Source organism: Vogesella sp. AC12, from assembly GCF_024437575.1.
GTDB lineage: Bacteria > Pseudomonadota > Gammaproteobacteria > Burkholderiales > Chromobacteriaceae > Vogesella > Vogesella indigofera.
The window spans coordinates 280366-302360 of record NZ_JANFNU010000004.1; the positions used below are offsets into that span (position 1 = coordinate 280366).

Annotated in this window: 18 protein-coding genes; 12 read left to right on the forward strand and 6 right to left on the reverse strand. The window is 63.2% G+C overall.

All coding sequences use genetic code 11. The annotated features are described in order from the left end of the window. The first annotated feature begins 21 nt into the window (after positions 1-21). The 11 genes from flgE to NOM55_RS09500 all read left to right on the forward strand — a co-directional run bounded on the left by flgE (position 22) and on the right by NOM55_RS09500 (position 11880). Positions 22-1332, forward strand: coding sequence for a flagellar hook protein FlgE (gene flgE, locus NOM55_RS09450; protein ID WP_047967017.1), 1311 nt, complete (start codon positions 22-24; stop codon positions 1330-1332). Between the two features lie 36 nt (positions 1333-1368). Further along, the gene (locus tag NOM55_RS09455; RefSeq protein ID WP_255908380.1) at positions 1369-2112 is read left to right on the forward strand and encodes a flagellar basal body rod protein FlgF; all 744 of its coding nucleotides are present in this window, start codon (positions 1369-1371) and stop codon (positions 2110-2112) included. A 24-nt stretch (positions 2113-2136) separates the two neighbouring features. After that, entirely contained in the window at positions 2137-2919 is a 783-nt protein-coding gene (flgG, locus tag NOM55_RS09460; RefSeq protein ID WP_047967015.1) for a flagellar basal-body rod protein FlgG, read from the forward strand. A 17-nt stretch (positions 2920-2936) separates the two neighbouring features. After that, a complete protein-coding gene (locus tag NOM55_RS09465; RefSeq protein ID WP_047967014.1) occupies positions 2937-3626 on the forward strand; it encodes a flagellar basal body L-ring protein FlgH in 690 nt (229 codons plus the stop codon). A 10-nt stretch (positions 3627-3636) separates the two neighbouring features. Continuing rightward, complete coding sequence (locus tag NOM55_RS09470; RefSeq protein ID WP_255908381.1) at positions 3637-4734, forward strand: flagellar basal body P-ring protein FlgI; 1098 nt, start codon at positions 3637-3639, stop codon at positions 4732-4734. 116 nt (positions 4735-4850) lie between these two features. Continuing rightward, entirely contained in the window at positions 4851-5756 is a 906-nt protein-coding gene (gene flgJ / locus NOM55_RS09475) for a flagellar assembly peptidoglycan hydrolase FlgJ (RefSeq protein WP_255908382.1), read from the forward strand. A gap of 46 nt (positions 5757-5802) precedes the next feature. Further along, positions 5803-7641 carry a flagellar hook-associated protein FlgK gene (gene flgK / locus NOM55_RS09480; protein WP_255908383.1) on the forward strand — a complete coding sequence of 613 codons (1839 nt, stop codon included), beginning with the start codon at positions 5803-5805 and terminating at the stop codon, positions 7639-7641. Positions 7642-7662: 21 nt separating this feature from the next. Continuing rightward, the gene (flgL, locus tag NOM55_RS09485; protein ID WP_255908384.1) at positions 7663-8625 is read left to right on the forward strand and encodes a flagellar hook-associated protein FlgL; all 963 of its coding nucleotides are present in this window, start codon (positions 7663-7665) and stop codon (positions 8623-8625) included. A gap of 7 nt (positions 8626-8632) precedes the next feature. Next, positions 8633-9796, forward strand: a complete 1164-nt coding sequence (gene argE, locus NOM55_RS09490; RefSeq protein ID WP_255908385.1) for an acetylornithine deacetylase — start codon at positions 8633-8635, stop codon at positions 9794-9796. Between the two features lie 122 nt (positions 9797-9918). After that, positions 9919-11301 carry a sodium-dependent transporter gene (locus NOM55_RS09495; protein WP_047967008.1) on the forward strand — a complete coding sequence of 461 codons (1383 nt, stop codon included), beginning with the start codon at positions 9919-9921 and terminating at the stop codon, positions 11299-11301. A gap of 78 nt (positions 11302-11379) precedes the next feature. Continuing rightward, positions 11380-11880: a hypothetical protein gene (locus NOM55_RS09500; protein ID WP_255908386.1), complete on the forward strand. Its 501-nt coding sequence runs from the start codon at positions 11380-11382 to the stop codon at positions 11878-11880. 55 nt (positions 11881-11935) lie between these two features. Here the strand turns inward: NOM55_RS09500 and NOM55_RS09505 are convergent, their stop codons facing one another. The 5 genes from NOM55_RS09505 to NOM55_RS09525 form a co-directional block, all read right to left on the reverse strand. Next, positions 11936-12181 carry a PhaM family polyhydroxyalkanoate granule multifunctional regulatory protein gene (locus NOM55_RS09505; RefSeq protein ID WP_047967006.1) on the reverse strand — a complete coding sequence of 82 codons (246 nt, stop codon included), beginning with the start codon at positions 12179-12181 and terminating at the stop codon, positions 11936-11938. Between the two features lie 82 nt (positions 12182-12263). Then, positions 12264-14540, reverse strand: coding sequence for an NADP-dependent malic enzyme (locus tag NOM55_RS09510; protein WP_255908387.1), 2277 nt, complete (start codon positions 14538-14540; stop codon positions 12264-12266). Positions 14541-14681: 141 nt separating this feature from the next. Beyond that, a complete protein-coding gene (locus tag NOM55_RS09515; protein WP_047967004.1) occupies positions 14682-15965 on the reverse strand; it encodes a TRAP transporter large permease in 1284 nt (427 codons plus the stop codon). Then, the gene (locus NOM55_RS09520) at positions 15962-16573 is read right to left on the reverse strand and encodes a TRAP transporter small permease (RefSeq protein WP_047967003.1); all 612 of its coding nucleotides are present in this window, start codon (positions 16571-16573) and stop codon (positions 15962-15964) included. Before NOM55_RS09520 ends, NOM55_RS09515 begins: the two co-directional genes overlap by 4 nt. Positions 16574-16654: 81 nt before the next feature. Then, entirely contained in the window at positions 16655-17653 is a 999-nt protein-coding gene (locus NOM55_RS09525; RefSeq protein WP_255908388.1) for a TRAP transporter substrate-binding protein, read from the reverse strand. A 166-nt stretch (positions 17654-17819) separates the two neighbouring features. Between NOM55_RS09525 and NOM55_RS09530 the strand changes: the two genes are divergently transcribed. Further along, positions 17820-20123 (forward strand): PAS domain S-box protein, encoded by a 2304-nt coding sequence (locus NOM55_RS09530; RefSeq protein ID WP_255908389.1) that lies wholly within the window; start codon positions 17820-17822, stop codon positions 20121-20123. 49 nt (positions 20124-20172) lie between these two features. On the opposite strand, the gene nadB is transcribed toward NOM55_RS09530, so the two are convergent. After that, a complete protein-coding gene (nadB, locus tag NOM55_RS09535) occupies positions 20173-21756 on the reverse strand; it encodes an L-aspartate oxidase (protein WP_255908390.1) in 1584 nt (527 codons plus the stop codon). Positions 21757-21995 lie beyond the last annotated feature (239 nt).

Sequence of the window (21995 nt, forward strand, 5' to 3'; positions counted from 1 at the left end):
TAAGCATTCGGGGGATAGAACATGGGTTTCCAGCAAGGTTTGAGTGGTCTGAGCGCAGCGTCCAAGCAGTTGGACGTGATCGGCAACAATATTGCCAACGGCAGCACCATCGGTTTCAAGGGCTCGCGCGTCGAGTTTGGCGATCTGTACGCCCGTTCTCTGGCCTCGGCCTCGACCCAGGCGGGTACCAATACCCAGGCCGGCGTCGGGGTGCAGGTGCTGGCGGTGTCGCAGCAGTTCCAGCAGGGCAACATCACCACCACCAACAACCCGCTGGACATGGCGATTTCCGGCAACGGCTTTTACCGGTTGACCAGTGAAAACACCGGCAACGGCGGCATCGAGGCGTTCTCCCGCAACGGCGAGTTCAAGCTGGACAAGGAAGGCTACATCGTCAACAACGGCTACTACCTGAACGGCTACCAGATGGTCAACGGCGTGAAAACCGGTGCCGAACAGCCGCTGCAGGTGTCCACCATCAACAGCGGCATCGCCAAGGCGACCGGTGCTCCCGGCGAGCGCGGCATCGACTGGAGCTTTAACCTGAACGGGGGCGGCGCGGTGATCGACCCGGCGGTCAAGCCGTTTGACCCGCTGGACGCGTCCACCTATTCCTATACCAGCGGTGCCAAGTTCTACGACAACTACGGCAACGTGCATACCGTGTCGGTGTACTTTGCCCGCCGTGCCTCGACCACCGACCCGGTGGTGCCGGCCACCGTGCCGCCGTCGACGCTGGACGTGAACAACTGGGACGTGTACCACTCGGTAGACGGCACCTTGGTAGCGGGCGCGCCGACCCAGGTCAAGTTTGACCAGTCCGGTCAGCTGACCGCGTGGTCGGACAACATTATCACCATTGCCGCCGATACCAGTGCTGCCAGCGCCCACCCGGCATTCGATATCGACTTCACCAACAGCACCCAGTACAGCGGCGATTACAGCGTCTCCCGCCAGGTGGCCGGCGGCTATCCGGCCGGCAAGTTCACCGGTATCGGCGCCGACTCCGCTGGCGTGATCTACGCCAACTACACCAACGGTGTGACCGAGCCGATCGGCCAGATCACCTTGTACAACTTCTCCAACATCCAGGGTCTGGTACCTAACGGCAACAACCGCTGGCTGTACAGCAGCGATGCCGGCGCCCGCAGCATGGCCGACCCCAACTCCGGCGGCATGGGTTACATCAAGCCGTCGGCGCTGGAGGAGTCCAACGTCGATACCACCGCCGAACTGGTGAACATGATCATTGCGCAGCGCTACTACCAGGCCAACGCGCAGACCATCAAGACCCAAGACACCATCATGCAGACCCTGCTCAACCTGCGTTAATGCGGGTTGAGATGCTAAGCGCGGAGAGACGGATTCATGGATAAGGTGCTGTATCTGGCAATGAATGGTGCGAAGCACGTCGCCTGGCAACAGGCGACCACTTCCAACAACCTTGCCAACGTCCATACCAACGGCTTCAAGGCCGATCTGGCGTCTTTCCGGGCGCTGCGCGTGGTCGGCGACGGTGCGCCGACGCGTACCTACCAGGTCGACAATACCGTCGGTCACGACATGAGCCAGGGCTCGCTGCAACTGACCGGCAACGAAAGCGATTTCGCGCTGGCGACGCCGGGCTTTTTCGCGGTGCAGGCACCGGGTGGCGGTGAGGCCTACACCCGCGACGGTGGCTACATCGTCGACACCGAAGGCGTGATGCGCACCCGTTCCGGGCTGGCGATCCAGGGCGAGGGTGGCCAGATCGTGGTACCGCCGGGCTCGCGGATCACCCTCGGCATCGACGGGACGGTGTCGGCTTCGCCCAGCGTTGGTGCCGACCGTACCGTGCAGGTGCTGGGTCGCATCAAGCTGGTCAATCCGGGGGAGCGTGCGGTGTACAAGGGCGATGACGGCCTGTTCCGCCAGCACGACGGCCAGGACGCACCGGCTGCGGCCAACGTGCAACTGAAGAGCGGCTTCCTGGAGGCCAGCAACGTCAATGCGGTCGAGAGCCTGGTGCAGATGATCAGCCACTCCCGCCATTACGATCTCAATATCAAGCTGATGCAGACGGCGGAGCAGAATGCCCGCCAGGCGACAGAATTGCTGTCGATTACCGGCTAAACGAAGCGATAACAGGACAACAACATGATTCGTGCCTTGTATGTGGCCAAGACCGGTATGGATGCCAGCCAGTTCAAGCTGGACGTGGTATCCAACAACCTCGCCAACGTGAACACCAAGGGCTTCAAGCGCTCCAACGCCATTTTTGAAGACCTGTACTACCAGACCCTGCGCCAGCCAGGCGCCCAGCTGTCGAACGGCAACGTGCTGCCGACCGGCCTGCACGCCGGTACCGGTGCCGCACCGGTGGCCACCGCGCGGGTACACACCCAGGGTGAGATGATCCGCACCGAGCAGTCGCTGGACATGGCGATCGCCGGCGACGGTTTCTTCCGCATCCAGCAGACCGACGGCACCATCGCCTACACCCGCAACGGCGAGTTCAAGCGCAACAATGAAGGCTTGGTGGTCAATGCCGCCGGCCTGGCGCTGGACCCGGCGATCACCATTCCGGCGACCGCCACCAAGATCACGCTGTCGCCCGAAGGCTTGCTGGAGTATTTCGATGCCGGGGCTACCACTGCCACCGGATCGTTCCAGATCAACACTGCCACCTTCATCAACCCGCAGGGGCTGGAAAGCATCGGCGGCAACCTGTATCTGGCGACCGGCGCGTCCGGTGATCCGATCGAAGGCCAGCCCGGCCTTGATGGCCGCGGCACCATTTCGCAGGGCTATGTCGAGGGTTCCAACGTCAACGTGACCGAAGAGCTGATCAACATGATCACCGCGCAGCGCGCCTACGAGATCAACTCGCGCGCGATCAAGACCGCCGACGAAATGCTGCAGAAGCTGACCCAGCTCTAAAGTCTAAGGAGTAGCCCATGAAGCGCCTGCTGAATCTCGTGTTGCCGCTGTGTTCGGCGCTGCTGCTGGCCGCCTGCGCGGTACAGACGGCGCCGATCACGCATCAGCCGATGGCGGTGCGGCCACAGCCGCAGCCGGCGCAGCTGCCGGCCGACGGCTCCATCTTCCAGGCCGCCAGCTACCAGCCGCTGTTCGAGGACAAGGTGCCGGTGCGCGTCGGCGACATCCTCACCGTCACCATCCGCGAGAACAACCGCTCCAGCAGCAAGGAAGAGACCGAGGGCGAGCGCGATTCCTCGATCAACGGCGGCATCAATGCCGGCGTGTCGCTGCCGTTCTTCCCCGGCGCCATCGAGAAGAAACTGGGCGGTGCCAGCCTGAACGGCAGTGGCAGCGCCAGCGAGAGCGGCTCCAGCAGCAATACCAACAGCAGCTCCTTCAATGCCTCCATCACCGTGACCGTGATCGACGTCTACCCGAACGGCAACCTGCTGGTCAGCGGCGAGAAGCAGATGAAGATCAACGGCGAGCATGAATTCATCCGCCTGTCCGGGGTGATCAACCCGCGCGACATCAAGCAGGGCAACAACGTCGAATCGACGCGGATGGCCGATGCCCGCATCGAGCAGATCAACCAGGGTCGCAGCCGCGCTTATAATGACACCGGCTGGCTGCAGAAAATTTTCCTGTCACTGCTGCCGTTTTAAGGGATAAGTGATGTCGCGTTTTGTCGTGGTGGTTTGCCTGGCGCTGCTGGCCGGTCCGCTGTTTGCCGCCCAGAAGATCAAGGAGCTGGCCAGCGTGGCCGGCGTGCGCTCCAACCCGCTGATCGGTTACGGCCTGGTGGTCGGCCTCGACGGTAGTGGCGACAAGGCCAGTGCCTCGCCGTTCACCGGCCAGTCGCTGGGCAATATGCTGAACCAGCTCGGGGTGCAGATCCCGCAGGGGATGAAGATCGACCCGAAGAACGTGGCCGCGGTGAGCCTGACCGCGACCCTGCCACCGTTTGCACGGCGCGGCCAGGCGCTGGACATCACGGTGTCGTCGATCGGCGATGCCAAGAGCCTGCGTGGCGGCACCTTGCTGCTGTCGCCGCTGAAGGGTATCGACGGCCAGATCTACGCGCTGGCACAGGGTAATGTGGTGGTCGGCGGTGCCGCCGCCGCCGCCGGGGGCAGCAAGACGCAGATCAACCACCTCAGCGTTGGCCGCATTCCGGCGGGGGCGACGGTCGAGCGCGAGTTGCCGGCCTCGCTGGGCATGGGCGACATGGTGGCGCTGCAGTTGCTGGAATCGGACTTCACCACTGCCAACCGCGTGGTGCAGGCGATCAATCGCGAGCTGGGTGGCCAGACGGCGCGGGCGCTGGACGGTCGCCAGATTGAGGTGCGGGCGCCGCAGGACAGCAATGCGCGGATCCAGTTTCTGTCGCGGCTGGAAAATATTGCCGTCGAGGCGGCAGAAGTTTCCCCCGTGGTGATCATCAATGCCCGTACCGGCTCCATCGTGATGAACAAGGCGGTACGCATAGACCCGTGCGCGATTGCCCACGGCAACCTGTCGGTGACGGTCAACAGTACCTCGACGGTGAGCCAGCCGCCGCCGCTGAGCGGCGGCCAGACGGCGGTCACCCGCAAGGCCGATGTCAGTGTCAGTGCCGACGGCAGCAAGGTGGTCAACATTCCCGGCGGTGCCTCGCTGTCGGAGGTGGTCGGCGCCCTGAATTCGGTCGGCGCCACGCCGCAGGACCTGATCTCCATCCTGCAGGCGATGAAGGCCTCCGGCTCGCTGAAGGCGGAATTGCAGATCATCTGAGCGGCAAGGTTGGCCGCAAGTCAGTTGCAAGGCGATGTCCCTGACGGGCATCGCCTTTTTTGCTGGCCTGATTCTTGCTGTAAATCCGGCATCTGTGTCTGTTTAGCGTTCCTGCCATGCAAGTTTCCCGCGATGCCAGCAATCAATTAGCGATCGATCCCAATGCGACCGAGCGCCTGTCTTCCCTTGCGCGCAGCAATCCGAAGGAAGCGATCCGGCAGGTCGCCAGCCAGTTCGAGGCCATCCTGCTGAACCAGATGATGGCGTCGATGCGCAGCAACGGTTTTGACGGCGAAGAGGATTCCTCGGAGCTGGGCACCTACCGCGGCATGCTCGACCAGCAGATGGTCAACGCGATGGTGCAGGGCGGTGGTACCGGGCTGGCCGACATGCTGGCGCGCCAGATCGAGGGCGTGGCGCGGATTGACCAGACCGCGACGCCGGCGGCCGGCAGCGGCATGCTGCCCTTGCCGGCGCTACCCGCCGCGGCGGCGAAAGCCATCCGCAAGTATGCGGAAGCTGCCGGCACCGCCACAGCGGCGCCGGCACCAGTGGCGATTCCGAGCGAGCGGCAGGCATTTGTCAGCACCCTGTTGACGCATGCTGGCCAGGCGGCCGAGCGCCTCGGCGTGGCGCCGGAATTGCTGGTTGGCCACGCCGCACTGGAAAGCGGCTGGGGCAGTCGCAGCATCCGTCATCCGGATGGCCGCGAGAGCTACAACCTGTTCGGCATCAAGGCCGGCGGCTCGTGGCGCGGCGAATCGGTGGCGACGCTGACCACCGAGTACGTCGACGGCAAGGCGCGCAAGCAGGTGGAATCGTTCCGTTCCTATCCGAGCCTGCAGGCGGCATTCGACGATTACGCCAAGTTGCTGGAAGGCAGTAGCCGCTACCAGCGCGCGCTGAACCAGGGCGATAACGCGCAGGGCTTTGCCGTGGCGCTGCAGCAGGGCGGCTACGCCACCGATCCGGCGTATGCGCGCAAACTGGCCGGCGTCGCCCAGTCCCTGCTGGCACGCTAAAGTTCAGCCGCCTAGCTGCCGATAAAGAACAACGGGAGAGTGAATCATGAGTGGTATTTTCAGTATCGGTATCAGTGGTCTCAATGCGGCACGCGCGGCATTGGACGTGACCAGCCACAACATCAGCAACGTCAATACCGATGGCTACAACCGCCAGCGTCTTTCCCAGAGTGCGGCGACGCCACAGTTTGTCGGTTACGGCTATGCCGGCCGTGGTGTCGACCTGTACGCGGTATCGCGGCTGTACGACGGCTTCATGGACGAGCAGCTGCAGAATGTCACCGCGTCCAGCAGCGGCTTCCAGACCCAGGCCACCGCCCTCTCCGATATCGACAACCTGATTACCGATGGCAATGCCGGCCTCTCAAACCTGATGCAGGGTTTCTACGCCAGCCTGCAAACCCTCAGCCAGCAGCCGACCTCCATCGCCGCCCGGCAGTCGGTGATCAGCCAGGCCGAGTCGCTGTCCGGCCGTTTCCAGTCGATGAATACGCGCATGGAAGAGGTGCGTAACGGCCTGATCAACCAGATCAATACCTCTGTGGAGGGGGTCAACTCCTACGCCAGGCAGATCGCCGCCCTCAACGAGCAGATCATTTCCCTGAACCAGGGCGAGGGCCGTGCGCCCAACGACCTGCTGGACCAGCGCGATACGCTGGTACGCGACCTGAACAAGCTGATCAAGACCGACGTGGTCGAGCAGTCCGACGGCATGTATAGCGTCTACATCGGCCAGGGCCACCCGCTGGTGATCGGCGAGACCAGTTACGAGATGACCATGATGCGTGGCGCACCGGCGCAGCCGGAAGATCCGGAAGCACCGTCACTGGGCATCAAGCTGCCGGGCACCAACAATACGGTGGTGCTCAATTCGCAGTTGATCGCCGGTGGCAGCATCGCCGGCGCCATGACCACGCTGAATTACGATGTGGCCCGCGTGCAGGCCGACCTTGGCCGCATGGCGGTCGAGTTTTCCGACGCGATGAACCGGCAGCAGGCGCTGGGTGTCGACCTGAACGGTCTGCCGGCCAGTACCCCGATGTTTGCCGACTTGACCGCCTTCCGTACCACCGCAGAGAACGCGACAACACCGGCCGGTGAAGCCAAGGCAATGCGTGATGCCTTGCGCCGTTTTGCCGTGGCGGTGCAGGAGCCATCGCAGCTGGCGGTCGCCTCCGGCATCCAGGCCGGTGCCACCACGCCGGTCGACCCGACCGAGGTGCCGGGCGGCAAACCATCCATTTCGGCGATCTGGCAGGTGTCCAACCTGTCGCCAGCGGCCAACCCGACCCTGCCGGCGGCGCCGGCGCTGGCCTTGAACTATATTCCGGGCAATACCCCGCCGTTCGAGGCGGATTTCGGCGGCACCATCGTACCGGTGACGCAGTCGGCAACCCAGGCCGGCGTTTACGAATTCACCCTCGCCAGTGGCCAGCACATCGCCTTCAAGTTCGAGGGGCAAGCGGCAACCAACCAGACCATCCCGGTGACGCCGCGCACCGGAGCCCCAGGCGAGTCGGCGCAGCTGGATAACGCCAACCTGCTGGAAATGGCCCGCTTGCAGACGCGGCCACTGATGGCGGCGACGCCCAATTCCACCTCGACCTTCCTGCCCGCCGTCGGCGCCGCGCGTACCGGCAGCCTGCAGTCGTTTTATGGCCAGACCGTCAGCTATGTCGGTAGCCGTACCAACGTGGTGCAGGTGAGCCTGACGGCACAGGAAGCGGCGTTGCAGGAAGTAAAATTGAAGAGGGAATCGTTCTCCGGCGTCAATCTCGACGAGGAAGCGGCGAATCTTATACGCTATCAGCAGGCCTACCAGGCGTCGAGCAAGGTCATCCAGGTGGCGCAGGAAATTTTCCAGTCGCTGCTGGACCTGCGTTGATAGTTTTCAGAGGATAAGGCAATGAGAGTCAGCAGCAATACCCAATACATCATGGGCACCTATAACCTGCAAAGCAAGGGTTCCCAGCTCAACCGCCTCAACGAGCAGCTGTCGACCCTGAAACGCATCAACCGGGCATCGGATGACCCGGTGGCGGCGGCCACGCTGGTCGACATCAACCAGTCCAAGTCGATGAATACGCAGCAATCCAGCAATGCCAAGGCGGCCGCCTCGCAACTGGCGATTACCGATACCATCCTCGGCAACGTCTCCAACACCATCATCTCGATCAAGACCCTGGCGGTGCAGGCGGGCAACACGGTGCTGACCAACGAGGATCGGCAGGCGATCCAGAACGAGATGCGCGAGAAAGTGAAAGAGCTGGTTTCGCTCGCCAACACCACCGATGGTGCCTCCAACTATATCTTCGGTGGCACCGACAAGAGCAAGCCGCCGTTTACCATGGCGGTGCAGGCGACCCCGCCGCAGCTGAATATCAACTATCAGGGCAATGACCAGCGCCAGTACATGGCGATCTCGTCCAGCCGCGAGATCGCGGTGACCGAGCCTGGTTCGGTGGTGTTCGGTCGTACCTCAACTCCGGCCGGACCCGCTCCGGCAGGGCCGGCCGCGGCCGGCAACGAGCTGTGGCAGTCGCTATCGGTGTTCGACGAGGCGCTGTCGGCTGGTTCGGTGGATCCCAACTACGCCACCAATATTGCGACGGCCATTCAGGGGCTGGATGACGGCCTATCGCAGGTACTGGCCAGCCGGGCCTCGCTGGGTTCGCGCATGCAGGAGACCGATTCGCTGATCGAGATGGGTGACGCCCTGAGCGTGCAATACGCGTCGCAGATCAGCAATCTGGAAGACCTGGATCTGGCCAAGGCGGTGTCCGACTTCGAGATGGCCAGAACGGCGCTGGAAGTCACGCAGAAAACCTTTTCCCAGGTGAAGAGCCTGTCCCTGTTCAACTACCTCTGATCGCGCCATGCAAACCATCCTCGCCCAGCTGATCGCTTTTGACACCACCAGTCGTGAGTCCAACCTGGCCCTGATCCGATGGGTGCGGGACTATCTGGTGCAGTTTGGCGTGGACAGCACGCTGACTTTTTCCGATGCCGGCGACAAGGCCAACCTGTTTGCTGTGATCGGGGATCCGGCGCTGCCGATCGTGGTGTTGTCCGGGCACACCGACGTGGTGCCGGTCGACGGCCAGAGCTGGCAGAGCGACCCTTTTATCATGAGTGAGCGCGACGGTCGTCTCTATGGTCGCGGCAGTTGCGACATGAAGGGCTTTATTGCCTGCGTGCTGTCCCTGGTCGAGGAGTGGACAAGGTTGGCCGCAGCCGGCCAGTTGCAGCGCGCCATCGGTATCGCGCTGTCTTACGACGAGGAAGTCGGTTGTCTGGGGGTCGGGCGCCTGATTGCCGACCTGCAGCAACGACAGCTGCCGATCGAGGGCTGCATCATCGGCGAGCCGACCATGATGCGGCCGGTGATCGCCCACAAGGGCATTGCACATTACCGTTGCCACGTGCTCGGCCGCGCCGCGCATTCCTCGCTGACGCCCAAGGGCGTCAACGCCATCGAGTATGCCGCCAAGCTGATCGTGCACATCCGCAAGCTGGCCGATGCCGAACAGAGTTTCGGCATGCGGCAGGCACTGTATGACGTGCCGTTCACCACCTTGCAGACCGGCGTCATCCACGGCGGCACCGCGGCCAACATTGTGCCCAAGGATTGCGAATTCGTGTTCGAGTGCCGCTGGTTGCCGGGTGACAATCACCAGCGTTTCGTCGACTCGGTGCGCGACTACGCGGCGCTGTTGAGCGCGGAAATGCAGCAGGTGGCGCCGGAGGCGGCGATCAGCTTCGAGCCGCTGGTCAACTGCCCGCCGTTCGAATCGGACGCCGACAGCAGCGTGCGCCAGCATGTCGACGCGCTGTGCCACGGTTGCCGTGGCGAAGCGGTGGCCTACACCACCGAGGCCGGCCGCTTTGCCGAGGCCGGTATTGCCGCGGTGGTCTGCGGCCCCGGTTCGATCGAGCAGGCGCACCGTCCCGACGAGTATGTCGAACTCGGTCAGCTGGCGCTGTGCCGCGACTGGCTGTGGCGGCTGACCGAGCGCCTTGTGCGCCCGGCGGGGCTGTAAGAATCTCCTTTACTGTCTTTCGTTCCCCCTTCAAAATCCCGACCCTCCATTGCAGTGGAGAGTGATGCCCGCGCTGTTATCCACGGCGGCGGGCTTGTTGTCATTTCAAGGTGGGACAAACCATGAAACAAACTACGCAACCCGCGACACCCGCGGGTCAGGCGCGGGATGCCTTTACCAGCAGCTTCGGCGTGCTGGCGGCGACGCTCGGTTCCGCGGTCGGACTGGGCAATATCTGGAAGTTTCCTTATGTCACTGGTGCCAATGGCGGCGCCGGTTTCCTGCTGGTCTACCTGCTGGCCACGCTGCTGGTCGGCCTGCCGGTGATGATTGCCGAGATCATGCTCGGCCGCAAAGCCAAGGCCGACGCGGTCACCACCCTGCGGGTGCTGGCACCGGCCGGGCAATACTGGTGGCTGATCGGTGCCTCCGGGGTGCTGGCGGCGTTCCTGATCCTGTCGTTTTATTCCGAAGTGGCGGGCTGGGTGTTCGCCTATGTGTTCAAGGCCATCGGCGGCGACATCCTGAGCAAGGATCCGGCGCAGACCTCGGCCGCGTTCGGCGCGCTGGTGTCCGATCCGCTGCAGTCGCTGCTGTGGCAGTGGGGCGTGCTGCTGTTCATCGGCGGTATCCTGTTGCTGGGCGTGGCCAAGGGTATCGAGGCAGTCACCAAGAGGCTGATGCCGGTACTGTTCATCCTGTTGCTGGTGCTGGGCGTGCGCAGCCTGATGCTGCCGGGCGCGGCGCAGGGGCTGGCCTTCCTGTTCGCTCCCGATTTTTCCAAGATCACCGCCGAAGTGGCGTTGATCGCGATGGGACTGGCGTTCTTCAAACTGTCGATCGGCATGGGCACCATGATGACCTATGGCAGCTATTTCCGTGACGACCAGAACATTCCTGCCACCACGGTACGGGTGATGAGCGCCGACCTGTTCGTGTCGATGCTGGCCGGCATCGTGGTGTTCCCGGCGGTGTTCACCTTCGGCTTCAAACCGGAAGCCGGGCCGTCGCTGCTGTTCATCACCATCCCGGCGGTGTTCGCCAGCATGCCGATGGGGCACCTGTTCATGGTGCTGTTCTTCGTGCTGTCGGCAGTGGCGGCCACCGGTGCGATGCTGTCGCTTCTGGAAGTGCCGGTGTCGGTGATGGTCGGCCGTTTCGGCATCAGCCGTGCCAGGGCGACGCTGATCAACCTGCTGCTGCTGGGCGTGATCGGCGCCAGCTGCGCGCTGTCCAACAGCGTGCTGGCCGACGTCAAACTGTTCGGCATGACCTTCTTCGACTTGTTCGACTTCGTGTCATCGTCCATCCTGTTGCCGATAGGCGGCATCTTCATCTGCCTGTTCGTGTCCTGGGTATGGGGCAAGGACAAGATGATGGCGGCGCTGTCGAACGAGGGCGTGCTGCACAACCGTGTCGTGGTGCAGCTGCTGTACGGTTTGCTGAAGTATGTGACCCCGCTGCTGATCCTGCTGGTGATGCTGAAGGGGCTGGGGCTGCTGTAAGTCGGGCAGGGGCTGCCGTATTGGCAGTCTCTGCTATAGAACAAGCAGGAGCAGGGCAAGCAGAAACGGGAGAAGAGGATGGCAGGCCGATTGCTGGTCAGCGCCGTTACCACCGCCTGCGGTGGCGCACTGGGACTGTTCTTGCTGCTGTCGCAGGAGCGCCTGCCGGTGGCGGAGTCCGTGTTCCCGCCGGATCGTAATGGCGACCTGCTGCGTGACGACGTCGGCGAGCTGATTGCCGCGCGCTTTGCCGGCAATGCCGCGGCGTTTGCCGCCAGCAGCCAGCTGGCGCGGGCGTGGCAGCGTGCGGTGCGGCAGACCGATCCGGCCAGGCTGGGGCCGGAGGTGACGCAGGTGCGCTACGCGATGTCCTGTGTGCTGAGCGAGCACACGCTGGGCAAGGCCAGGGTCGATGCGCAGACCATGCTGCACTTTCTCGACCTGTTGCATGCGCGGATGTTCGATACCCCGGCGCGGCGGCAGCTGTGGCAGCAGTACGAACGAAGCGCCAGCCGCATTCCGCACGGGGAAACGCCGCTCAACCCCTGCCGTTTCGATATCTCGGCGATGGTGGGCTGAGCCGGTCACGCCATCAAGCAAACGTTGGCCGCAAGCTACTGCGGCCAACGTTTTTTTATTCGCCTTTCGGACGCAGCGCGGCGAGGGCCGCCTTTTGCATTTCCAGGGTGCGGAGCTGCATCGACAGCGCGCCCAAGTTCATGGTGAGCCAGGTTTCCACCACGCGCAGCTCGGCCATGCGGCGGTCGATTTCCTCTTCGCTCATCGGTGGCAGGAACGGCTGGGCGCCCGGCGGGGTTGCGCTTTGCATCATCTGGCGGAACAGGGCGAACGGATCGGCAGGATTGAAATCGGCACTCATCGGAACCTCCACAAGGTTGGCCGCAACATAAAAAAACGGGTGAACATGATGTTCACCCGTTCAGTATAACCACTATCGGCGCTTAGCTATTTGCTTGTACATCCACCGCGGCCAGCGCCACCATGTTGACAATGCGGCGTACCGAGGAGATCGGGGTCAGGATGTGCACCGGCTTGGCCATGCCCATCAGGATCGGGCCGATGGTCACGCCGTCGGATGCCGAAACGCGCAGCAGGTTGTAGCTGATGTTGGCCGCTTCCACGTTTGGCATCACCAGCAGGTTGGCGGCGCCCTTCAGCGTGCTGTCCGGCATCGCCTGCTGGCGGATGCTTTCGATCAGCGCGGCATCGCCCTGCATTTCGCCGTCGATTTCCAGTTCCGGATGCGCTTCCTGCACCAGAGCCAGCGCATCGCGCATTTTGCAGGCGCCTTCCGAGTTCCAGGTACCGAAGCTGGAGTTGGACAGCAGTGCCACTTTCGGGTTGATGCCGAAGCGGCGTACCGACTGTGCCGCCATCTCGGTGATGGCTGCCAGCTGCTGCGCGTCCGGGTTCGGGTTCACGTAGGTGTCGGCGATGAAGATGTTGCCGGTCGGCAGGATCAGCGCGTTCATGGCGCCGGCGACCTTGTCCTGGCGGGCGTAGCCGATCACGTTCTCGATGATGTCGAAGTGTTGGCGATACGGGCCGTAGGTGCCGCAGATCATCGCATCCGCTTCACCGCGACGTACCATCAGCGCACCGATCAGGGTGGTGTTGCCGATCACGCGGCGACGCGCCTGTTCCTGCGACACGCCCTTGCGCTTGCTCAGCTCGTAGTACTCTTTCCAGTACTCGGCAAAGCGCGGATCGGACTCGTTGTTGACCAGGTCGAAGTCGACACCGGCGCTCATCTTCAGACCCAGTTTCTCGATACGCTTCTCGATCACCGACGGACGGCCGATCAGGATCGGGTAGGCCAGGCCTTGCGAGATGATTTCCTGGGTGGCGTGCAGCACGCGCTCGTCTTCACCTTCGGCCATTACCACGCGGGCCTTGGCTTTCTTGGCCTGGGTGAATACCGGCTTCATGAACAGGTTGGTCTTGTACACGAACTGCGCCAGCTGCTCGACATAGGCATCCATGTCGGTGATCGGGCGGGTGGCCACGCCGGAATCCATCGCCGCCTGGGCAACGGCCGGGGCGATCTTCACGATCAGGCGCGGGTCGAACGGTTTCGGAATCAGGTATTCCGGGCCGAACGACAGTTCCTGGTCGCCGTAAGCGGTGGCAACCACGTCGTTCTGCTCCGCCATCGCCAGATCGGCAATCGCGCGCACGCAGGCCAGCTTCATCTCTTCGTTGATGGTGGTGGCGCCCACGTCCAGCGCACCACGGAAGATGAACGGGAAGCACAGTACGTTGTTGACCTGGTTCGGGTAGTCGGAACGGCCGGTACCGATGATGGCGTCCGGGCGGACTTCCTTCACCAGCGGTGGCAGGATTTCCGGTTCCGGGTTGGCCATGGCGAGGATCAGCGGGTTGGCTGCCATCGACTTGACCATGTCCTGGGTGACCAGTTTCGGGCCGGACAGGCCGAGGAAGATGTCGGCGCCGACCATGGCGTCGGCCAGTTTGCGCTGACCGTTGTCCTTGATCGCGAAGCGCTTCTTCGACTCGTCCATCTTGTCGTCGCGGTTTTCAAAGATCACGCCTTTGGAATCGCAAACGGTCACGTTTTCACGCTTGATGCCCAGTGCCACCATCAGCTCCAGGCAGGCAATGGCGGCCGCGCCGGCGCCGGAGGCGACCACGCGGACATTGCCGATTTCCTTGTTGATCAGGCGCAGTGCGTTCAGGACTGCAGCGGCGGCGACGATGGCGGTACCGTGCTGGTCATCGTGGAACACCGGGATGCCCATGCGTTCGCGGCACTTCTTCTCGATGTAGAAGCATTCCGGCGCCTTGATGTCTTCCAGGTTGATGCCGCCGAAAGTCGGTTCCATCGCGCAGATGATGTCGACCAGCTTGTCCGGGTCGTTCTCGGCCAGTTCGATGTCGAATACGTCGATGCCGGCGAACTTCTTGAACAGCACGCCTTTACCTTCCATCACCGGCTTGCCGGCCAGCGGGCCGATATTGCCCAGGCCCAGCACGGCGGTGCCGTTGGTGACCACGGCCACCAGGTTGCCACGGGCGGTGTACTTGTAGGCGTTCAGCGGGTCTTCCACGATTGCGTCGCAAGGTGCTGCCACACCTGGCGAGTAGGCAAGGGCCAGGTCGCGCTGGGTGGCCAGCGGCTTGGTAGGGGCGACCTGGATCTTGCCCGGCTGTGGAAACTGGTGGAAATCGAGTGCGGCTTGACGCAGTTGCTCGTCCATTCTGTTGGCTCCTGATTATTATTTCATGAGGGTGTGGAGAGGGTTGACATTATAGGGCCAACCCTTAGTTGGGGGCTATGCCGTGTCCGACAAAAAACGCGATGGAGAGGTTCCATCGCGTTTTTGCGGCCAAGGTGCTTGTTACATCATGCCCAGGGTCTTGGGCAGCCACAGCGAAATCATCGGTACATAGGTCACCAGGCCAAGGAACGCCAGCATGGTCAGCAGCCACGGCCATACCGCCACGGTCAGCTCGGTGATGCCCATCTTGGTGATGCCGGAGGCGACGTACAGGTTCAGCCCCACCGGCGGATGGCACATGCCGACTTCCATGTTGACCACGATCAGGATGCCGAAGTGCACCGGGTCGATGCCCAGCTGCATCGCCACCGGGAACAGGATCGGTGCGAAGATCAGCACGATCGACGACGGCTCCATCACGTTACCGGCCAGCAGCAGGATCACGTTCACCGCCAGCAGGAAGGCGATCGGGCCGAGGCCGGCATCAATCAATGACCCTGCCATCGCTTGCGGAATGCCTTCGCTGGTCATCAGGAACGAGAACAGCACCGCGTTGGTGATGATGTACAGCAGCATCGCCGACATGCTGGCCGAATCGAGCAGCACCTTCGGCACCTGCTTCAGCGTCAGGTCCTTGTAGATGAACACGGCGACGATGAAGGCGTACACCGCCGACATCGCGGCTGCCTCGGTCGGGGTGAAGATGCCGGTGTAGATGCCGCCGATCACCACCACGATCAGGAACAGGCCCCACATCGACTCGCGCAGCGCCTTGACGCGTTGCTTGAAGGAGGCTTTCGGCAGGCGCGGGTAGTTGAACTTGCGCGCACGGTACCAGGTGGTGAGGCCGAGGAAGGTGGCCAGCATCAGCCCCGGGATCACGCCGGCCATGAACAGCTGGCCGACCGAGGTGTTGGTCGCGACCGAGTACATCACCATCACGATCGACGGCGGGATCAGGATGCCCAGTGCGCCGGAGGTGGTGATGACACCGGCGCCGAAGCTGTTGGGGAAGCCCTGTTTCACCATTGCCGGCAACAGGATGGAGCCGATGGCGACCACGGTGGCCGGGCTGGAGCCGGAGACCGCGGCAAACAGCGCGCAGGCCACCACGCCGGCGAGGCCGAGGCCGCCATGCCAGTGGCCGACCATCGACGAGGCGAAGTTGATCATGCGCCTGGCCACCCCGCCGTGGGTGAGGAAGTTACCGGCGAGAATGAAGAACGGAATGGCCATGATCTCGAACTTCTCGATGCCGGTGAACAGCTTCAGCGCCACCGCCTCGATCGGCACGTCGGTCATGGTGAACAGGAAGGTCAGCACGGTGAGGCCGAGCGAGATGGAGATCGGCATGCCGGTCAGCATCAGCACCAGCAGCAGGCCGAAAATGATGAGGGCGCTCATTGCTTGCCTCCTTTGTTGGCTACGTCATGCGGGTGCAGGTTGTCGTCCAGTGCGAACCAGTTGCTGTCTTCGGTGACATCGTCCATGCCTTCGACATGGCTGTGGTCGTGTTTCGGCAGTACGCCGGTCTTGAGGAAGTTGACCATCACCTGCAGGAAGCGGAAGCACATCAGGTAGGAGCCGCAGGGCACCGCGAGGTAGACCAGCCACATCGGCACTTCCAGGTCGGCCGAGGTTTGCTCGGTATGGCCGATTTCCCAGACAAAGGTGGCACCCAGGGTGCCGACGATGCCGGTGAACAGCGCGCCGGCGAGCAGACCGATGACGATGAACTTGGCGCGGTTGTTGTCGGACAGCTTGTTGATCAGCACGTCGACGCCGACGTGGATGCCGGTGCGCACTCCGTAGGCGGCACCGAACTTGGCCATCCACACGAACAGGTAGATGGTCAGTTCCTGTGCCCAGCTGGTGTGGATATCGGCAAGCAGGGGTTGAAGCAGCTCGATGCCGCTCCCGTAACGGTGCACGACGGCGAAGAAGGTGATCAGCGTCGCGGCGGCCATCAGGGTGGCGATCAGCCACTCCTCGAGGTGGTCGAGGAATTTCATGATAGTGACTCCGGTTAAGACAAAGGTTGGCCGCATGCCATGCTGCGGGATGCGGCCAACCTTCAGTCAGTCAGGTACGGTTCAGTTCGGGGTGTAGCCGGTCTGCTTGTAGATCAGCTGTACCAGGCCTTCGCCGATGCGGTCGTCCATCTTGGTGTGAACCGGAGTCAGGGCTTTCTTGAAGGCGGCGCGTTCTGCCGCAGTCGGGATATAGATCTGGGTCTTGCCGGAGGCCTTGATCTTGGCCAGATCGCTTTCGTTTTCCTGCTGCGCAATCTTGTTGGCGTAGACGGTGGCTTCCTTCATCGCGCCATCCAGCGTGGTGCGGATGTCGGCCGGCAGGCCGTCCCAGAACTTCTTGTTGACGATCACGGCGTAGCCGAGATAGCCGTGGTTGCTCACCGTGGCGTGCTTCTGCACTTCGTGCATCTTCTGCGTCAGCATGTTGGACGGCGGGTTCTCGGTACCGTCCACCACGCCGGTCTGCAGCGCCTGGTAGGTCTCGGAGAAGGCCATCACCTGCGGCAGGGCGCCGAGGGAGCGCATTTCTTCTTCCAGCACCTTGGACGACTGGATGCGCATTTTCAGGCCCTTGAAGTCGGCCGGCGACTTCAGCGGCTTGTTGGCGGAGAAGATCTTGAAGCCGTTATCCCAGTAGGCGAGGCCCTTGATGCCCTTGTTCTCGAGCTTGGCCAGCAGCTGCATGCCGATCGGGCCCTGGGTCACCTTGTGCAGTTCGTCGTAGCTGTCGAAGATGTACGGCAGGTCGAAGACCTCGAATTCCTTGGCGCCCAGCGGGCCGAACTTGGCCAGGCTTGGTGCCAGCATCTGTACCGCGCCCAGCTGCAGCGCTTCCAGTTCTTCCTTGTCCTTGTACAGCTGGCTGTTCGGGAATACCTGTACCTGTACGCGGCCCTTGGTACGGGTTTCGGCCAGCTTCTTGAAGTATTCGGCGGCCTTGCCTTTCGGCGTGTCCTGCGCCACCACGTGGCTGAATTTGATGACGAAATCAGCGGCGTGGGCGGCGCCAGCGAAGCCGAAGGTGGCCCCGATTACAAGGGCTGCATATTTCAGTTTCATCTCGGTACTCTCCTGTTATTTGTCGTGTGGTGCGTGTTATCGTCCGTGTCAGACAAACGGACTGTCCGCCACATCAACATTAGTTCCCGCAATGGGGGCTGACCATTGGGGACTTCCGCATTGGGGTTTTCCCTAGTGATTGATGCTGTTTGCCCTGGTTGCCCGTATGCAATTGATAGCTACTCCCCCGCTGAAATCGTCGCCCCGCCTGCTGTGGCTGGGGGTGATCCTGACCCTAGCCGCCTTGCTGGCGGCGCTGGCCGGTCTCTACTCCGTGGTCTATCGCGACTGGGTCGACGAGCAGCGCGACAGCCTGGTGCAGGAGCTGTTGTGGCTGGAGCAGAGCCTGCGCCTGCATCTGGAGGGGCACCAGCAGACGGTGGAGAGCATGACGCCGGACCTGCAGGGCGGCGTAGCCGGGCAGCAGCGTTTTGTCGCCGCCGCCAGCCTGCTGCGGCGCGAGAGCCGCGAGATCGCCGAAGTGCAGTGGGTGGACGGCCGCGGTCGTGTGCTGCTCGACGGCAGCGGCATGGCCAATGGCGGCCAGCAACTCGAAGGCGGCAGCTACGACGCCTTGTGGCGTGCCGAGCGTCTGAAGCGGCCGGTGTTCGGCGCGCCGTATCGTGCCGCGGACGGCAAATACCGTTTCGATCTGGCGGTGCCGGTGCTGGTGCACGGCCGCTATCAGGGCGGGGTGCGCATCGTCTATGACATGGCGGCGCTGCTGCACCACCAGGTGCCGTGGTGGATCGCCTCGCAATACCACATCAGTGTGGTGGACCTGGACGGCAAGGCGCTGGCCAGCAAGTTCGAGCAGACGCCGCCGCAGAACACGCTGTTCCACCAGATCAGTTTCGATCCCCCGGGCTACGGCCTCAGCCTGCGTGCGGTCAGCTACCGCGCCGGTGTCGGGCTGGCGCTGCCGGTACTGTCCAGCTTCATCGGCCTGCTGACGCTGGCGCTGCTGTATTCGCTGTGGCGCATCCGTGGTCACGTGCGCGAGCGGGCGCAGGCGGAAAAGGCGCTGCAACACGAGATGATCCTGCGGCAGGCGATCGAGAACAGCATGAAAAGCGGGCTGCTGGCGCTGGACCTGCGCGGCCAGATCGTGCACGTCAACCGCGCCTTTTGCGAGCTGACCGGGCTGGACAGCGCCGAGCTGGTCGGCCAGTCGCCGCCGTATTCTTTCTGGCCGCAGGAGGAGGGCGCGCTGCTGCAGGCGGCGATGCAGGCGGTGCTTAATGGCGAATTGCCGGAGCACGGCTTCGAGCTGCCGTTCTGCCATCGTGACGGTGAGCGTTTCGAAGTGCGCTTCTACGCCACGCCGCTGCGCGGCAACGACGGCCGCCACACCGGCTGGGTGGCATCGCTGTACGACATCACCGAGCTGAAGAAAAAGCGGCTGGCGCTCAACTATTCGCACCAGCGCTTCCTGTCAGTGCTCAACGGCCTCGATGTCGGCCTGTGCGTGACCGACGGCGCCAGCTCGCAACTGCTATACGCCAACCCGGCCTTCGCCGAGATGTGGGCGCAGTTCGAACCGGCTGGGCTGTATTGTCCGATGCTGCCGGGGCTGGCCGGCGCGGCACCGGCGGACCGCGTGTCGCTGGAGTTTTCGCCGGACCACGACGAGCACTGGTTCCAGCTGCAGTACCGCAAGATCAGCTGGGTCAACGAGGAGGAGGCGTGGCTGGCGATGCTGGTCGACGTCACCGAGCAGCGCCAGCGCGACGAACGGGCGCGCACGCAGGACGAGCGCTTCCAGACCACCTCGCGCCTGATCGCGATGGGCGAGATGGCGTCCAGCCTGGCGCACGAGCTGAACCAGCCGCTGACCGCCATTTCCACCTACGCTGCCGGCGTGTCACGGCGGCTGCCGGAGGCGGTGCAGCAGCAGCACGGCGTGCAGGAGGCGATCCAGGCCATCGTGCAGCAGGCGCGCCGCGCCGGGCAGATCGTCAACAGCATCCGCGCCTTCGTCAAGAAACACGCGCCACAGCTGGAGAATGCCGATCCCGATCTGGCGGTGTCGCGCGCCTATGCGCTGGCGCTGCCGCTGGCGGAGAAATACGGCGCCCAGCTGTTGTGGGAGCCGGGCGGCAAGCCGGTGACGGTGCAGATGGATCCGGTGCTGATCGAGCAGGTGCTGCTCAACCTGATCAAGAATGCGGTGGAGGCGATGCGCGAGGCCGACGTGCGGCGGCCGCTGGTGGCGATTCGTACCGAGGCCGGCGAACGCTTCTGGCGGGTGGAAGTCAGCGACAGCGGGCCGGGGCTGGCGCAGGAGGTGAAGGACAACCTGTTTACGCCGTTCTATTCCACCAAGCCGGACGGGATGGGCATCGGCCTCAATATCTGCCGCTCCATCGTCGAATTCCACCACGGCGAATTCGGCGTTAGCGACACGCTGGCCGGCGGCTGCGTGTTCTGGTTCACCCTGCCGCTGTCCGGCCACAACGGCGCGCAGTAGCCGGACGAGGGCAAAGGTTGGCCGCAACGGCTGCGGCCAACCTTGTGCTTCAGCCTGCCGGCGTCAGTACGGTATCGTGGCAGTCGGCGTCGGTCTGCGGGTAGTCGCGGCTGAAGTGCAGGCCGCGGCTCTCCTTGCGCAGCAGGGCAGAGCGCACGATCAGCTCGGCGGTCTGCACCAGGTTGCGCAGCTCGATCAGGTCGTTGGTGACGTGGAAGTGGCTGTAGTACTCGTTGATCTCTTCCGACAGCAGATTGATGCGGTGCAGCGCCCGCTCCAGCCGCTTGTTGGTGCGCACGATGCCGACGTAGTCCCACATCGCGCGGCGCAGCTCGTCCCAGTTGTGCGAGATCACCACCTCTTCATCCGGGTCGGTGACGCGGCTGTCGTCCCAGTCCGGAATCGCCGGCAGCGGCACCGTCTTCGACGCCACGATGTTGGCCGCGGCCGCCTTGCCGATCACCATGCACTCCAGCAGCGAGTTGCTGGCCAGACGGTTGGCACCGTGCAGACCGGTGCAGGCGACCTCGCCGACCGCGTACAGGCCATCGACATCGGTGCGCCCTTCCAGATCGGTGACCAGGCCGCCGCAGGTATAGTGCGCCGCCGGTACCACCGGAATCGGCTGCTGGGTGATATCGATGCCCAGCTCCAGGCAGTGGGCGTAGATATTGGGGAAGTGCTCCTGGATGAAGCTGGCCGGCTTGTAGGAAATGTCCAGATAGACGCAGTCGAGGCCGTGCTTCTTCATTTCGAAGTCGATGGCGCGCGCCACTACGTCGCGCGGTGCCAGCTCGGCGCGCTCGTCGTGCTGCGGCATGAAGCGGGTGCCGTCCGGCAGGCGCAGGATGCCGCCTTCGCCGCGTACCGCCTCCGACACCAGGAACGACTTGGTGTGCGGGTGATACAGGCAGGTCGGGTGGAACTGGATGAATTCCATATTGCCGACCCGGCAGCCGGCGCGCCAGCCCATGGCAATGCCGTCGCCGGTGGCGGTATCCGGATTAGTGGTATAGAGGTAGACCTTGCCGGCGCCGCCGGAGGCGAGGATGGTATGGTTGGCCGCAATGGTCACCACCTCGTCCAGATCCTTGTCCAGCGCGTAGGCGCCATAGCAGCGGTTTTCGCTGCGCCCCAGCTTCTTGCCGGTGATCAGGTCAACCGCAATATGGTTTTCCAGTACGCGGATACGCGGGTGGGCCTTGATCTTCTGGCCAAGCGTGGAGGTCACCGCCGCACCGGTGGCATCGGCGGCGTGGATGATGCGGCGATGACTGTGGCCGCCTTCGCGGGTCAGGTGAAAACCGGTCTGGTGACTGGCATCCCGGGTGAACGGCACGCCGAGGTCCACCAGCCAATCAATGGCGTCCTTCGAGTTCTCGACGATGAAGCGGGTGGTTTCTTCATTACATAGCCCGGCGCCGGCGATCAGCGTGTCATCGATATGCTTGGCGACGGAGTCGCCGGTGTCCAGCACCGCGGCAATGCCACCCTGCGCATAAGAAGAACTGCCCTCCAGTAAATCCCGCTTGGTGATCAGACCGACCTCGTAATGCTCGGCCAGATGCAGCGCCAGGGTCATGCCGGCCAGGCCGCTACCAATAATCAGGACATCAAACTTCAGTGTTGTCATTGTCGAATCGCTCTGAAACCGTGGTGAAAGCACACGCTGAAACAAAAAAGCAAGATTAGCAGAATCGCCCATCGCGTGCTGCGTCACGCCAAAGAATCATTGCGGCCAACCTTTTGCATTTTTCCTGGTGCTGCGGTGGCTGTGGAATCAAGGGCTTGCCGTTTTTGTGCCAAAAAGTCCGCTGTCGGGTGTTGACGCGGCTGGCGGGCTTCGCTATAGTTCGCCTCCTCAGCTGACGC